Here is a 15395-nt window from a genome sequence, read left to right on the forward strand (position 1 = left end):
ACAGGTACCTCTGAGATGGCCCACACGCCTCGTGCGTGTGGGCCATCTGTGTTCACCGGGAGGACCACTGTGACAACTGAGGTCTGCGACGTGGAAAGATGGTCGGCGTGCTGCGTTGGATAACTGCCGGAGAATCCCATGGTCCCGCCCTCGTCGCGATGCTCGAGGGCATGGTCGCGGGGGTCGAAGTGACCTCTGAGGCCATCTCGTCGGAACTTGCCCGTCGTCGACTCGGTTACGGCCGTGGCGCACGGATGAAGTTCGAGGCCGACAAGGTCACCATCATCGGCGGTGTCCGCCACGGATTTACGCTCGGTGGCCCCGTGGCCATCGAGATCGGCAACACCGAGTGGCCCAAGTGGGAAACCATCATGTCCGCCGACCCGGTCGACCCGGACCTGCTCGCCGATCAGGCTCGCAATGCCCCGTTGACGCGCCCGCGTCCCGGACACGCCGATTACAGCGGCATGCTCAAGTACGGCTTCAACGATGCGCGTCCCGTCCTCGAGCGCGCCAGCGCTCGCGAGACCGCAGCCCGCGTGGCCGCTGGAACCGTCGCACGGTCCTTCCTGCGTCAGGTATTCGGTGCCGAGGTCGTTTCACACGTTATTTCCATCGGTGCTTCCGAGCCGTACGTCGGACCCGTGCCGGAGGGCAAGGATCTCGACGCGATCGACGCGAGCCCGGTCCGCGCATTCGACAAGGCTGCAGAAGAGTCGATGATCGCCGAAATCGAATCGGCGAAGAAGGACGGCGACACCCTCGGTGGCGTCGTGGAGGTCGTCATCCACGGCCTGCCGGTCGGACTCGGCACTTTCGTCAGCGGCGCCGAGCGTCTCGATTCACGACTTGCTGCTGCTCTCATGGGAATTCAGGCCATCAAGGGTGTCGAGGTCGGCGACGGCTTCGAGACCGCGCGCCGTCGTGGCAGCGAAGCTCACGACGAAATCCGCCCGGGCCCGGACGGCATCGTGCGCTCCACGAACCGCGCAGGCGGTATCGAAGGTGGCATGACCAATGGTGAGGCTCTTCGAGTTCGCGCCGCGATGAAGCCGATCTCGACGGTTCCGCGCGCTCTGGCGACGGTCGACATGGAGAGCGGCGAGGAAGCGGTTGCCATCCACCAGCGCAGCGACGTGTGCGCGGTTCCGGCTGCCGGCGTCGTCGCCGAGTCGATGGTTGCGCTCGTCGTGGCTCAGGCCGCACTCGAAAAGTTCGGTGGTGATTCCATTGCTGAAACCACTGCCAACTACCGTCGTTACGCCGAGGGCATCGCAGCCCGACCGCCTCGATAGGACTCACGTATCGATGAAGCCGAAGGCTGTACTCATCGGTCCGCCCGGTGCCGGCAAATCGACCATCGGTCGACGTCTCGCGCAGGCACTCGAACTCGAATTGGTCGATACCGACGCCGAGATCGAACGGACCACGGGTAGGACGATCCCGGAGATCTTCACCCATGACGGAGAGCCTCGGTTTCGTGAGATCGAGGAATCGGTGGTTCGCGAAGCGTTGCAGGCCACCGACGGAATCGTCTCGCTCGGCGGTGGTGCGATCCTCTCCGATCGCACGCGCGAACTGCTCCAGGGGCACACGGTCATCTACCTCGAGATCAGTGTCGCCGAAGGGCTTCGCCGCACTGGGGCGAACAATCATCGCCCGCTGCTGGCCGGCGGAGATCCCAAGGTCAAGTACCAGGAGTTGATGAGGCGTCGTCGTCCGCTGTACCGGCGTTCGGCCACGATTCGGATTCGGACCGACGGCCGAAGTCCGGCGCGTGTCGTCGGGCAACTGGTGTCGAAACTTCAAGACAAATGAACAACCGGAGCGGAGTAGTGGAGCAGTGACCGAACCCGTACGTGTAGAGGTGAAGACCGCAAGTCCTTACCCGGTCGTGATCGGCCGCGGCCTGCTCGGTGATCTCGTTGCCGAGTTCGACGGCGCGCGCACTGTCGCGATCTTCCATCAGCCGCCGCTGGCAGAGACCGCGGAGGCCGTACGGGCTGCGTTGGCGGAGAAGGGAATCGACGCCCACCGTATCGAGATCCCCGATGCCGAGGACGGCAAGGATCTTGCTGTCGCGGGCTTCTGCTGGGACGTGCTCGGCCGGATCGGCCTGACTCGCAGCGACGCGATCATGAGTTTGGGCGGGGGAGCGGCGACCGACCTCACCGGCTTCGTCGCGGCTACGTGGATGCGCGGTGTCAAGGTAGTTCACGTCCCCACCACCTTGCTCGCGATGGTCGACGCAGCAGTGGGCGGCAAGACCGGTATCAACACCGAAGCGGGCAAGAACCTCGTCGGTTCGTTCCACGAACCGGGAGCGGTGTTCATCGATCTCGCGACGCTCGAGACTGTGCCGCACAACGAGATCGTTGCCGGCATGGCCGAGGTCATCAAGACCGGATTCATCGCCGACCCGGTGATCCTGGATCTCATCGAAGCCGATCCCAAGGCAGCTCTCGATCCGTCGGGAACTGTTCTGCCCGAGTTGATTCGGCGCTCCGTAGAGGTCAAGGCCAAGGTCGTGGCCGCGGATCTGCGCGAGTCGGATCTGCGCGAAATCCTCAACTACGGCCACACCCTCGGCCACGCGATCGAACGTCGTGAGCGCTACAAGTGGCGCCACGGTGCCGCTGTCTCCGTCGGCCTGGTCTTCGCTGCCGAACTCGGACGGCTCGCGGGCCGACTCGACGACGCCACCGCGGATCGTCACAAGTCGATCCTCGATCTCGTCGGGCTGCCGACGTCGTACGACGGTGATGCGTTCGGCGATCTGATGAAGGGAATGCAGACCGACAAGAAGAACCGTGCCGGGCTGCTGCGTTTCGTGGTCCTCGACGGACTGGCCAAGCCGGGTCGCCTCGAGGGGCCGGATCCGAGTCTGCTGGTTGCGGCGTACTCCGCGATTGCCCGCGATGCGCGGCCGGCCGGCGGAACGGTCCTGTTGTGAGGATCAACGTCGTCAACGGACCCAATCTGGGGCGTCTGGGTAAGCGTCAGCCCGAGGTCTACGGCGCGACCACACACGACGATCTGATCGAATTGTGCGTCGCGGCAGGCAAGGAGCTCGGCGTCGAGGTGATCGTCCGTCAGAGCGATCACGAAGGCGATCTGCTCGGTTGGATCCACGACGCGGCGGACGCGGGGGAACCGGTGATCCTCAATGCCGGTGGCTTGACGCACACGTCGGTGGTCCTGCGAGATGCATGCGCCGAACTGACCGCAGGTCTCGTCGAGGTACACATCTCGAACGTTCATGCGCGAGAAGAGTTTCGGCACCACTCCTACCTGAGTCCGATTGCGACCGGAGTGATCGTCGGACTCGGCGTCGCCGCGTATCCGCTGGCGATCAGGTTCCTCGCCGAGCGAGGCTGAACGAGGGAAGTCGAAAAAACAGCCACACGAATGCGGCCCCGAGGAAAATATCCTCGGGGCCGCATTCGGTTGTGTGGACGGTGGGCGTTACTGCTCGCGCTTGCCCAGATCGATCGCCGGGAAGACCGCGGTATCGGCGTCGGATTCCTCGACGGACATCGCGGCTCCGCTGTATGCGTGCTGCTCGGTGGGGGAGTCGTAGCCCTCGCTGACGGGCACCGGTTCGTGGTGACGCTCGTGGGACGGGGTCTGCGGAGCTGTTCCGTTCTTGCGCTGTTCACGGCTGACGAAGAAGCGTCCGACGGTGATGGCGATCATGGCGGGGACGAAGATGAGAAGGATCGTGAACGCCGCACCGGAGGTCACCTCGAAGAACAAGCCCTGCTGGGTGAGTTCGAGGGAGGGGACGAGGCTGAGTGCCCAGCTGGCAGCGCCGGCGACGAACCCGCCGACCAATGCGGCCTTGAGCCACAGCATGGTCAGATCGGCGCCGTCCTCGGGTTCGGGGAAGTTCTGGCGGTCACGAATGCCGTCGATACCACCCCAGATCGCGGCGAAGACGATGACGATCAACAGGGACAGCCAGCGCAGGGTGGACCCCTGAAGTGGCCACTGTGCGATCGCTGCACCGAGCAACGCACGAAACACAACATGTATCAGGGCCATGCCGAGGCCACGTACCAACCACGCATTCATGGGTACAGCCTAACTAGAACCCATTACACCTTGTGGCCTAACCCACACTTATTGCTGTAACCGCGAGTTTCGAGTTGATCGGCAGGTCTGCGCGGGCGGTAGGTTCGAGGGATGCCGGTCGACTTCAGAACACGCCGTGAATCCCTCAGACGCCTCCTCTCGGAGCGCGAACTCGACGCGATTCTCGTCACAGATCTCCTCAACATCAGATACCTCACCGGTTTCACCGGTTCCAATGCGGCGCTCGTCGTCAGTGCATCCGATTCAGCGTCCGACGAGCGTGAGACGGTGATCTGCACCGACGGCCGCTACGTGACGCAGGTGTCAGAGCAGGTGCCGGACCTTCGGGCCGAAATCGCCCGTTCGAGTGCTGCGCACTTGATCGAGAAGTCCACGGCGCCCGTTCTCGCGTTCGAGTCACATGTGGCGACGTTCGCCGAACATCGGGCTTGGACCGAAGCAGCGCCGAAGATCCGGTTCGAACCGGTGAGTGGACTCGTCGAACAATTGCGCATGGTCAAGGACGAGTACGAGGTGGAGTTGTTGCGAGCCGCGTGCACCGCAGCCGATGTCGCGTTGGCGCAGTTGATCGCTCGCGGCGGTCTGCGACCTGGCCGAACGGAACGAGAGGTCGGCCGCGAGCTGGAAAATCTGATGCTCGACAACGGGGCGGACGGTATTTCCTTCGAGACGATCGTGGCGGCCGGCGCCAACTCGGCGATTCCGCATCACCGACCGACCGACGCGATCCTGGCGTCGGGTGACTTCGTGAAACTCGACTTCGGCGCCCAGGTCGGTGGGTACCACTCGGACATGACACGGACCTACGTGCTCGAGTCCGTTTCCGATTGGCAACGGGAGATTTACGAGCTCGTCGCGCGTTCGCAAGCTGCCGGTTGCGACGCGCTCGCGCCGGGTGTCGAATGTGCGGCAGTCGACGCCGTCGCCCGTGCGGTGATCGACGATGCAGGCTACGGCGAGTTGTTCCTGCACGGCCTCGGCCACGGTGTGGGGCTCGAAATCCACGAAGCACCGGGGATCGGCAAGCTCGGCACCGGTACACTTCTTTCCGGCGCGGCGGTGACCGTCGAGCCGGGCGTGTACTTCTCCGGGCGCGGAGGTGTACGGATCGAGGACACGCTCGTTGTTCGTGAGCAGGGGCCAGAGCTGCTCACACTGACCGCAAAAGACCTTACCGTCGTCTGAGACGGTTTCCCGACCCCTAGGAGACGCGAAGCAAGTGGCTTCCACCAGTGATTTCAAGAATGGTCTGGTTCTGCAGATCGAAGGCCAGCTGTGGACGATCATCGAGTTCCAGCACGTCAAGCCCGGCAAGGGCCCTGCCTTCGTGCGCACCAAGCTCAAGAACGTGCTCTCGGGCAAGGTAGTGGACAAGACGTTCAACGCCGGTGTGAAGGTCGAGACCGCCACGGTCGACCGTCGTGACATGACGTACCTGTACCACGACGGCAGCGACTACATCTTCATGGACGGCGACACCTACGACCAGGTGTCGATCAGCGAATCCACCGTCGGCGACCAGTCGCGTTTCCTGCTCGAGAACATGGCAGTCCAGGTCGCGACCCACGAAGACGTTCCCCTCTTCGTCGAGCTTCCGGTCACCGTCGAGCTCGTCGTCAAGCACACCGATCCGGGCCTGCAGGGCGACCGCTCCACCGGCGGCACCAAGCCTGCGACCCTCGAGACCGGTGCCGAGATCAACGTCCCGCTCTTCATCAACACCGGTGACAAGCTCAAGGTCGATTCTCGTGACGGCAACTACCTCGGGCGTGTGAATTCCTGAGTGTCCGGCACACATAAGAAACTCGGTGCACGCCACAAGGCGCGCAAGCGTGCCGTCGACTTCCTCTTCGAAGCCGAGGCACGTGACCTCGATCCGGTCGCACTGGCGTCGGAGCGTTCCGATCTGTCCGTCAAGGACGACGCGGTAGCACCCGTCGCGGCCTACACCGTCACGTTGGTGTCCGGCGTTGCGGAGAATCTGGACCGGATCGATCAGGTCATCTCCTCGCATCTGCAGGACTGGACGCTCGAGCGTCTGCCCGCCGTCGACCGTGCGATTCTGCGTATCGCCGTGTGGGAGCTCTTCCACGCGACGGACGTTCCGCCGGTTGTCGCCGTGGACGAGGCCGTCGAACTCGCGAAGCAGCTCTCGACGGACGACTCTCCGGGATTCGTCAACGGAATCCTCGGCCAGGTCGTTCTCGTTGCGCCGCAGGTTCGATCGGCTGCGGCCGCGACCTCCCAGCGCGCGCAGGAATCGGATTCGGGTACCGAGTAGCAAGTTTTGTTCCACCACCGCCGTGCGAGTGTCACCGAGCGCGTTGTGTGTCTGCACACAACCGGTCGGAGTCGCTGCTCGCACGGCGGGATCAGGTCTGTCGGCTGATAGGGTGGGGACCGTCAGACATCCTTTAACGATCCGTCCAGTGAGGCGGAGAAGGAGGTCGCTGCATGAGCGTGCCCGAAGGGTCTCGCCCATCCGATCTTGCAGGTCCAGGTAACTCGAAGGCGCCGGTCGGTGCCGAGGCAGGTAGCGAAACCCGCGAATTGTTGTCCGCCCAGGATGTGGGCCGGACCATCGCGCGGATCGCTCACGAGATCATCGAGAAGACCGCACTCGACGGACCCGAGGGAACTGCCCCTCGTGTGGTCCTGATCGGTATCCCGACGCGTGGAACCACCCTCGCCACGCGACTGCGCGCCAAGATCGAAGAATTCTCCGGTGTGCGTCTTCCCATCGGATCTCTCGACATCACCCTCTACCGCGACGATCTCCGGAACAAGCCGCACCGCCCGCTCGAGCGCACGTCCGTCCCCGAGGGTGGCGTCGACAATGCGCTGGTCGTTCTCGTGGACGACGTCCTCTTCTCCGGTCGCACCGTGCGCTCGGCACTCGACGCGTTGCGCGATCTGGGCCGCCCCCGCGCGGTCCAACTCGCAGTGCTCGTGGATCGTGGTCACCGCGAACTCCCGCTGCGCGCCGACTACGTCGGCAAGAACGTCCCGACCGCGAGGTCCGAGGACGTCAAGGTTCTCCTCCAGGAGCACGACGGCAGGGAAGCGGTAGTCATCTCCGGGGGTAAGAGCGCGTGAAGCACCTACTTTCCATCGCGGACCTCGATCGTGAGTCCGCGGTAGAACTTCTCGACGAGGCAGAACGGTTCGAGCAGGCACTTCTGGGACGAGAGGTACGCAAGCTCCCGACGCTGCGCGGACGCACGGTCATGACGGTGTTCTTCGAGAACTCGACGCGCACCCGGGTGTCTTTCGAGGTGGCAGGCAAATGGATGAGTGCCGACGTCATCAATGTCAGCGCATCCAGTTCCTCGGTGTCCAAAGGTGAATCCCTGCGCGATACCGCGATGACCCTGCGCGCGGCCGGTGCCGACGCACTCATCGTGCGCCACCCGGCTTCGGGCGCCGCCCACCAGATCGCAAAGTGGACCGGAGCGGCCGACGACGGTGGCCCGGCAGTCATCAACGCAGGTGACGGCACGCACGAGCACCCCACTCAGGCGCTTCTCGACGCTTTGACCCTTCGCCAGCGTCTCGGCGACATCGAGGGCAAGCGGATCGCCATCGTCGGCGACATCCTGCACAGCCGTGTCGCCCGCTCCAACGCACTGCTGCTCTCGATGCTCGGTGCCGAGGTTGTTCTTGTTGCGCCGCCGACACTGCTGCCGGTCGGTGCGCACACGTGGCCGGTCACGGTTTCGCATTCGCTCGACGCGGAACTGCCCGGACTCGACGCGGTGCTGATGCTGCGGGTTCAGGCCGAACGCATGAACGGTGGCTTCTTCCCGTCGCAGCGCGAGTACTCGATCAACTACGGCCTGTCCGAGAAGCGGCTGGCGATGCTGGCCGATCACGCGGTGGTCCTGCACCCCGGCCCGATGCTGCGCGGCATGGAGATTGCATCCGCCGTTGCCGATTCCTCCAAAACTGCTGTACTGCAACAGGTTACCAACGGCGTACACATGCGCATGGCTGTCTTGTTCCGACTGCTGGTCGGGTCGGAGGACGGTGCGCTGTGACCAGAAACGAGAACGGAGAATCACCCGTGAGTGTCCTGCTCCGCGGAGTCCTGATCTACGGAGAAGGTGAGCCCACCGACGTACTCGTCGGCGACGGCACGATCCTCGAGATCGGCGTGGACCTCGATCCGGCCACGGCATCCGAGGTGATCGATGCCGGCGGGCAGATCCTGCTTCCCGGCTTCGTGGACCTGCACACACATCTGCGTGAGCCCGGCCGCGAAGACACCGAGACCATCGAAACCGGAAGCTCGGCAGCGGCTCTGGGTGGATACACCGCGGTCTTCGCGATGGCCAACACGAGTCCCGTCGCCGATTCGGTGGTCATCACCGATCACGTCTGGCGACGCGGGCAGGAAGTCGGCCTCGTCGACGTCCACCCCGTCGGCGCAGTCACAGCGGGCCTGGAAGGCAAGCAACTCGCCGAGATGGCGACCATGGCCGCAGGCGTCGGCAAGGTCAAGATGTTCTCCGACGACGGCCACTGCGTCTACGACCCACTGATCATGCGTCGCGCGCTCGAATACTCCAGCTCACTGGGCGTCCTGATCGCCCAGCACGCGGAAGAGCCGCGTTTGACCGTCGGTGCGGTCGCCCACGAGGGCCCCACGGCCGCGCGTCTCGGCCTGGCCGGGTGGCCGCGAGCAGCCGAAGAATCGATCGTGGCCCGCGACGCACTGCTCGCGCGTGACGCCGGCGCCCGCGTTCACATCTGCCACGCCTCCACCGCCGGAACCGTCGAACTCGTGAAGTGGGCTCGCAGCCAAGGGATTTCGATCACCGCCGAGGTCACCCCGCATCACCTGCTCCTCGACGATTCACGGCTCGAGACGTACGACGCGATCAACAAGGTCAACCCGCCCTTGCGTGAGGCCAGTGACGTTGCCGCGCTGCGCAAGGGTCTGGCCGAGGGAATCATCGACTGCGTCGCGACCGACCATGCTCCGCACGCCGAGCAGGACAAGTGCTGCGAGTTCGCAGCCGCTCGCCCTGGAATGCTCGGCCTCGAGACCGCACTCTCGATCATCGTGCAGACGATGGTCCAGCCCGGCCTGTTGGACTGGCGCGGTGTTGCCCGGGTCATGAGCGAGCGCCCCGCGGCAATCGTCGGCCTCGACGATCAGGGCCGTCCCATCGAGGTGGGGGAGCCCGCGAACCTGACATTGGTCGATCCGTCGGCCGAGTGGACGGTCCACGGTCCCGACCTGGCGAGTGTCGCGCATAACACTCCGTACGAGTCGATGACATTGCCCGCTCGGGTCACGACCACACTGTTACGTGGCCGCATCACCGCACACGACGGGAATGTGCGGCTGCGGAGTAGCGAGGAGTAGCGCGTCATGGACAGAGCACTGTGGATCATCGGTCTGGCGATCTTCTGGGTCGCGATGATCGGCCTGATGTACGTCGGCTGGCGTGGACGCGCTCGACGCCAGAAAGACAAGATCGGCGAACTGCCGACGGTACCGGCAACCCTGGGTGAACTGCTCGTCCTGCCGACCACCGGCCTGTACGTCGGCAGCACCATCGCACCCAGTTGGCAGGACCGTATCGCCGTCGGCGACCTCGGTTTCCGCGCCACCTGCGAGATCAGCCGCTACAGCGGCGGAATTCTGGTCGAGCGTGACGGCGCGTCGGCGATCTGGATTCCGGAGAAGTCGATCCGCGCGATCCGCACGGAGAACGGTCTTGCCGGCAAGGTCATGAGCAAGGACGGCGTCCTGGTGATTCGCTGGGAATTGCCGAGCGGAACCGAGATCGACACGGGCGTGCGCGGTGACGACAAGACGGTTTATCCGGACTGGGTCAAGCCGGTGACTGCTTCGAACAAGACCGCTTCGAACAAGACGAATGACAACGAAGACGCAAGCTCTGGCGACATCGAGCAGAACGGAAAGAACGCATGAGCGGCTTTGACAACAGCCCCGCAGTACTGGTCCTCGAAGACGGACGGGTGTTCCGCGGAACCACCTTCGGTGCGGTTGGACAGACCCTGGGCGAAGCGGTGTTCAGCACCGGAATGACCGGCTACCAGGAAACGCTCACCGATCCCAGCTACCACCGCCAGATCGTCGTCTCCACCGCACCGCAGATCGGCAACACCGGCTGGAACGACGAAGACGACGAGTCGGTCGGACCGACCGGCGAGCGTGCCGGCGCCAAGATCTGGGTTGCCGGGTACGTCGTTCGTGACCCCTCGCGCGTCACCTCGAGCTGGCGTGCAACTGGTTCGCTGCAGGCCAAGCTCGAAGAACAGGGCATCGTCGGAATCGCCGGGATCGACACCCGCGCCCTGGTTCGCCACCTGCGTACTCGCGGTTCGATGAAGGCCGGAATTTTTTCCGGTGAAGCCATCGCCGCCGATGACGAACTGGTCCGACGGGTTCAGGATCAGCCGACCATGCTCGGCGCCGATCTTGCCGGTGAGGTCAGCACCACCAGCGGCTACGTCGTCGAGCCGAAGGGCGGGGAGGCGCTGTACACGGTTGCCGCCATCGACCTCGGTATCAAGACCAACACCCCGCGCATGTTCGCCGAGCGCGGTATTCGCGTCCACGTGTTGCCGTCCAACGCGAGTCTCGAACAGATCCTCGACCTGAAGGCCGACGGAGTGTTCCTCTCCAACGGTCCCGGTGACCCGGCCACCGCCGACGGCGCAGTCCACCTCACGAAAGAGGTCATCGGACAGGGCTTGCCGCTGTTCGGTATCTGCTTCGGCAACCAGATCCTGGGCCGCGCCCTGGGCCTGAGCACCTACAAGATGAAGTTCGGCCACCGCGGAATCAACATCCCGGTGATCGAGCATCAGACCGGTCGCATCGCGATCACCGCTCAGAACCACGGCTTCGCGCTCGAAGGCGAAGCCGGTCAGGAATTCGACACCCCGTTCGGCCGCGCGGTGGTCAGCCACACCTGCGCCAACGACGGAGCCGTCGAAGGTGTTCGCCTGCTGGACGATTCGGCCTTCTCGGTGCAGTACCACCCCGAGGCGGCAGCCGGCCCGCACGACGCCGCGTACCTCTTCGACCGCTTCACCAGCCTGCTCTCCGCACGGAAAGAAACCGGAGTCAAGAACTAATGCCACGCCGTACAGATCTCAAGCACATCCTGGTAATCGGCTCCGGTCCGATCGTCATCGGTCAGGCCTGCGAGTTCGACTACTCGGGCACCCAGGCCTGCCGCGTCCTCCAGGAGGAGGGCCTGCGCGTCAGCCTGGTCAACTCCAACCCGGCCACCATCATGACGGACCCCGAGTTCGCCGACGCCACGTACGTCGAGCCGATCACGGCCGAGTTCCTCGAGAAGGTCATCGCCAAGGAAGCCTTGCAGGGCAACAAGATCGACGCCGTCCTCGCGACGCTCGGCGGTCAGACTGCGCTCAACGCCGCAGTGGCGCTGCATGAGCAGGGCATCCTCGAGAAGTACGACGTCGAACTGATCGGCGCCGACTTCGACGCCATCCAGCGCGGCGAGGATCGCCAGAAGTTCAAGGACATCGTCGCCAAGGTCGGTGGCGAATCCGCGAAGTCCGCAGTTTGCTACACGATGGACGAAGTACACGCCACGGTCGCCGAACTCGGTTACCCGGTTGTCGTGCGTCCGTCCTTCACCATGGGCGGCCTCGGTTCCGGCATGGCGTACGACGTCGACGATCTCAACCGCATCGCCGGTGGCGGTCTGGCCGCGTCGCCGACGGCGAACGTCCTGATCGAGGAATCCATCCTCGGTTGGAAGGAATACGAACTCGAGCTCATGCGTGACAGTCGCGACAACGTCGTGATCGTCTGCTCCATCGAGAACGTCGACCCGGTCGGTGTCCACACCGGAGACTCGGTCACCGTCGCCCCGGCGATGACGCTGACCGACCGCGAGTACCAGGCGATGCGCGACCTTTCCATCGACATTCTGCGTGAGGTGGGCGTCGACACCGGCGGCTGCAACATCCAGTTCGCGATGGACCCGAAGGACGGCCGCCTGGTCGTCATCGAGATGAACCCGCGTGTCTCCCGCTCGTCGGCTCTGGCGTCGAAGGCGACCGGTTACCCGATCGCGAAGATGGCGGCCAAGCTTGCCATCGGCTACACGCTCGACGAGATCGTCAACGACATCACCAAGGAAACCCCGGCTTGCTTCGAGCCGACGCTCGACTACGTCGTCGTCAAGGCTCCGCGGTTCGCTTTCGAGAAGTTCCCCGGTGCCGACGGAACTCTGACCACCACGATGAAGTCGGTGGGCGAGGCCATGAGCATCGGCCGCAACTTCACCGAGGCTTTCGGCAAGGTCATGCGTTCGCTCGAGACCAAGCGTGCGGGTTACTGGACCGGCGCCGACATCGAGACGGAGAGCCTGGATGCACTGCTCGCCGATCTGAGCGTTCCGCAGGACGGCCGCATGTACGGCATCGAGAAGGCATTCGCGCTCGGCGCAACTGTCGAGCAGCTCTTCGACGCCACCAAGATCGATCCGTGGTTCCTCGACCAGTTCCAGCAGATTCACGAGCTCGGTGAAAAGCTGCGCGCTGCAGAGTCTTTCGACGAGGCTTCCCTGCGTCAGGCCAAGTACCACGGCATCTCGGACCGCCAGATCGCGGCTCTGCGCCCCGAACTCGGTGGTGACACGCACGCAGGTGAGGACGCCGTTCGCGCTCTGCGTGATCAGCTGGGCGTGCGCCCTGTCTACAAGACCGTCGACACCTGCGCCGCAGAGTTCGAGGCCAAGACGCCGTACCACTACTCGACCTACGAGCTCGATCCCGAGGCCGAGTCCGAAGTTGCTCCGCAGACCGAGCGACCCAAGGTTCTGATCCTCGGATCCGGCCCCAACCGCATCGGTCAGGGCATCGAGTTCGACTACTCGTGTGTCCACGCGGCGCAGACGCTGTCCGAGGCCGGGTACGAGACCGTCATGGTCAACTGCAACCCCGAGACCGTCTCCACGGACTACGACACCGCTGATCGCCTGTACTTCGAGCCGCTGACGTTCGAGGACGTCTTCGAGGTCTACCGCGCGGAGGCGCAGTCGGGCACCGTTGCCGGCGTCATCGTCCAGCTCGGCGGCCAGACCCCGCTCGGACTGGCGAAGCGTCTCGAAGCTGCCGGCGTCCCCATCGTGGGAACCAGCCCCGCAGCCATCGACCTGGCGGAGGACCGCGGCGAATTCGGTCGCGTGCTCACCGAAGCCGGTCTGCCTGCACCGAAGTTCGGTACCGCCACCACGTTCGACGGCGCCCGCGAGATCGCGGCAGGCATCGGCTACCCGGTGCTGGTGCGTCCGTCGTACGTGCTCGGTGGTCGCGGCATGGAGATCGTCTACGACGAGGCTTCCCTCGCCGACTACATCTCGCGCGCCACGGAGATCTCCGACGATCGTCCGGTCCTGGTCGACCGCTTCCTCGAAGACGCGGTCGAGATCGACGTCGACGCTCTGTGTGACGGCACCGAGGTGTACCTCGGCGGCGTCATGGAGCACATCGAGGAAGCCGGCATTCACTCCGGTGACTCGGCGTGTGCGCTCCCGCCCATCACTCTGGGCCGGGCGGATCTCGAGAACGTCCGCCGCTCCACCGAGGCTCTCGCGAAGGGCATCGGCGTCAAGGGCCTGCTCAACGTCCAGTACGCCCTCAAGGACGACATCCTTTACGTGCTGGAAGCAAATCCCCGCGCCAGCCGCACGGTTCCGTTCGTGTCCAAGGCGACGGCCGTCCAGCTGGCCAAGGCATGCGCCCGCGTCATGCTCGGCGAATCCATCGCGGAACTGCGTGCGAGCGGCATTCTGCCGGCGAAGGGCGACGGCGGAAACACCCCGGCCGGTGCACCGATCGCGGTCAAGGAAGCTGTGTTGCCGTTCAACCGCTTCCGCCGCGCCGACGGTACCGGCGTGGATACCTTGCTCAGCCCGGAAATGAAGTCCACCGGTGAAGTCATGGGAATCGACTTCGACTTCGGTACGGCTTTTGCCAAGTCGCAGACTGCCGCCTACGGTTCGTTGCCCACCACGGGCGCGGTGTTCGTCTCGGTCGCCAACAAGGACAAGCGTTCGCTGATCTTCCCGGTCAAGCGCCTGGCAGACCTCGGATTCACCATTCTTGCCACCGAAGGAACCGCAGATGTTTTGCGGCGCAACGGTATCGAGTGCAAGCAGGTGTACAAGCAGTCGGGTGAAGATGTTCCGGCCGGTGCCGAGACCATCGTCGACCAGATCCGCAGCGGCGAGGTCGCCATGGTCATCAACACGCCGTACGGCAACAACGGCCCGCGTGTCGACGGCTACGAGATCCGAAGCGCAGCGGTTGCGTCGAACATCCCGTGCATCACGACGGTGCAGGGCGCCTCGGCTGCCGTGCAGGGCATCGAAGCAGCCATTCGCGGCGACATCGGAGTTCACTCCCTGCAGGAATTGCACGCAGGTCTTCGTCAGCCGGCACAGCAGTCGTGAGTCACAGTTGGGGGCAGCGTCTCCGGTCCGCGATCGCGGACCGGGGGCGGCTGTGCGTCGGTATCGACCCGCATCCCGCGCTTCTCGACGCGTGGGGACTGCCGCGTACGGCCGAAGGTCTCGAGACTTTCGCCGAGATCTGCGTCGAGGCCTTCACCGGTGAGGTCGGACTGGTCAAACCTCAGGTCGCGTTCTTCGAGGCTTACGGCAGCGCCGGCTTCGCCGTGTTGGAGCGGACCATCTCGGTTCTTCGTGATGCGGGAACTCTGGTCGTCGCGGATGCCAAGCGCGGTGACATCGGTTCGACGATGGACGCGTACGCGCAAGCCTGGTTGGGTGATTCGCCGTTGGCCTCCGACTCGGTCACCGTTTCGCCGTACCTGGGATTCGGGGCGCTGACTCCGACACTCGAACTGGCACGGCAGAACGCCCGCGGGATCTTCGTCCTGGCACGAACCTCCAATCCGGAAGGCGGCGTACTTCAACAGTCGTCGACTGACGGTGTGAGCGTGGCTCAGTCGATCGTCGACGCTGCGGTCGATGCGAACGGCGACGGCCGTGACACCGTCGGACTGGTGGTCGGTGCAACTCGGGACCACGGTCTGGACCTGTCGCAGTTCAACGGCCCGATTCTCGCTCCGGGACTCGGCGCTCAGGGTGCGACGGCAGCGGATCTCGCAGACATCTTCGCGGGATCGACCGAGCTCCTGCTGCCGAACACTTCCCGTGGGGTGCTCAAGCATGGTCCTTCGGTATCGGCACTTCGGGAGGCAGCAATGCGTGACCGAGACGAGATCGAAGCCGCATTGGCGAACTGATCCGTGAGTG

At 64.5% G+C, this 15395-nt stretch carries 15 protein-coding genes; 14 read left to right on the forward strand and 1 reads right to left on the reverse strand.

Translation table 11 applies throughout. From position 1 onward, the window contains the following. Positions 1-107 precede the first annotated feature (107 nt). Genes aroC through aroQ form a run of 4 tightly spaced genes read left to right on the forward strand, consistent with a single transcriptional unit; the run spans position 108 to position 3378 of the window. Positions 108-1295, forward strand: coding sequence for a chorismate synthase (gene aroC / locus ASU23_RS22800; protein WP_003944974.1), 1188 nt, complete (start codon positions 108-110; stop codon positions 1293-1295). A 13-nt stretch (positions 1296-1308) separates the two neighbouring features. Further along, positions 1309-1818: a shikimate kinase gene (locus ASU23_RS22805; RefSeq protein ID WP_030536425.1), complete on the forward strand. Its 510-nt coding sequence runs from the start codon at positions 1309-1311 to the stop codon at positions 1816-1818. A gap of 25 nt (positions 1819-1843) precedes the next feature. Next, entirely contained in the window at positions 1844-2953 is a 1110-nt protein-coding gene (gene aroB, locus ASU23_RS22810) for a 3-dehydroquinate synthase (RefSeq protein WP_003944873.1), read from the forward strand. Further along, complete coding sequence (gene aroQ, locus ASU23_RS22815; RefSeq protein ID WP_003944916.1) at positions 2950-3378, forward strand: type II 3-dehydroquinate dehydratase; 429 nt, start codon at positions 2950-2952, stop codon at positions 3376-3378. Before aroB ends, aroQ begins: the two co-directional genes overlap by 4 nt. Before the next feature lie 87 nt (positions 3379-3465). Here aroQ and ASU23_RS22820 read toward each other — a convergent pair whose 3' ends face one another. Beyond that, on the reverse strand, positions 3466-4074 hold the full coding sequence (locus ASU23_RS22820; protein ID WP_058038756.1) for a B-4DMT family transporter: 609 nt from the start codon (positions 4072-4074) through the stop codon (positions 3466-3468). 111 nt (positions 4075-4185) lie between these two features. Between ASU23_RS22820 and ASU23_RS22825 the strand changes: the two genes are divergently transcribed. The 10 genes from ASU23_RS22825 to pyrF all read left to right on the forward strand — a co-directional run bounded on the left by ASU23_RS22825 (position 4186) and on the right by pyrF (position 15385). Then, positions 4186-5280 carry a Xaa-Pro peptidase family protein gene (locus ASU23_RS22825; RefSeq protein WP_003944812.1) on the forward strand — a complete coding sequence of 365 codons (1095 nt, stop codon included), beginning with the start codon at positions 4186-4188 and terminating at the stop codon, positions 5278-5280. Between the two features lie 34 nt (positions 5281-5314). Then, the gene (gene efp / locus ASU23_RS22830) at positions 5315-5878 is read left to right on the forward strand and encodes an elongation factor P (RefSeq protein ID WP_003944958.1); all 564 of its coding nucleotides are present in this window, start codon (positions 5315-5317) and stop codon (positions 5876-5878) included. Then, positions 5879-6376 (forward strand): transcription antitermination factor NusB, encoded by a 498-nt coding sequence (gene nusB, locus ASU23_RS22835; protein ID WP_007728014.1) that lies wholly within the window; start codon positions 5879-5881, stop codon positions 6374-6376. Positions 6377-6549: 173 nt separating this feature from the next. Next, positions 6550-7191 carry a bifunctional pyr operon transcriptional regulator/uracil phosphoribosyltransferase PyrR gene (gene pyrR / locus ASU23_RS22840; RefSeq protein ID WP_003944977.1) on the forward strand — a complete coding sequence of 214 codons (642 nt, stop codon included), beginning with the start codon at positions 6550-6552 and terminating at the stop codon, positions 7189-7191. After that, positions 7188-8132, forward strand: coding sequence for an aspartate carbamoyltransferase catalytic subunit (locus ASU23_RS22845; protein WP_003944883.1), 945 nt, complete (start codon positions 7188-7190; stop codon positions 8130-8132). Before pyrR ends, ASU23_RS22845 begins: the two co-directional genes overlap by 4 nt. A gap of 26 nt (positions 8133-8158) precedes the next feature. Then, positions 8159-9466 carry a dihydroorotase gene (locus tag ASU23_RS22850; protein WP_003944990.1) on the forward strand — a complete coding sequence of 436 codons (1308 nt, stop codon included), beginning with the start codon at positions 8159-8161 and terminating at the stop codon, positions 9464-9466. 6 nt (positions 9467-9472) lie between these two features. Beyond that, positions 9473-10039: a transporter gene (locus tag ASU23_RS22855; protein WP_003944773.1), complete on the forward strand. Its 567-nt coding sequence runs from the start codon at positions 9473-9475 to the stop codon at positions 10037-10039. Next, the gene (carA, locus tag ASU23_RS22860) at positions 10036-11211 is read left to right on the forward strand and encodes a glutamine-hydrolyzing carbamoyl-phosphate synthase small subunit (RefSeq protein WP_007728009.1); all 1176 of its coding nucleotides are present in this window, start codon (positions 10036-10038) and stop codon (positions 11209-11211) included. The genes ASU23_RS22855 and carA overlap by 4 nt, the downstream gene beginning before the upstream one ends. After that, positions 11211-14567: a carbamoyl-phosphate synthase large subunit gene (gene carB / locus ASU23_RS22865; protein ID WP_003945010.1), complete on the forward strand. Its 3357-nt coding sequence runs from the start codon at positions 11211-11213 to the stop codon at positions 14565-14567. The genes carA and carB overlap by 1 nt, the downstream gene beginning before the upstream one ends. Further along, a complete protein-coding gene (pyrF, locus tag ASU23_RS22870; RefSeq protein ID WP_007728008.1) occupies positions 14564-15385 on the forward strand; it encodes an orotidine-5'-phosphate decarboxylase in 822 nt (273 codons plus the stop codon). Before carB ends, pyrF begins: the two co-directional genes overlap by 4 nt. Positions 15386-15395 lie beyond the last annotated feature (10 nt).

It is taken from the genome of Rhodococcus sp. KB6 (assembly GCF_001445685.1).
GTDB lineage: Bacteria > Actinomycetota > Actinomycetes > Mycobacteriales > Mycobacteriaceae > Rhodococcus_F > Rhodococcus_F qingshengii.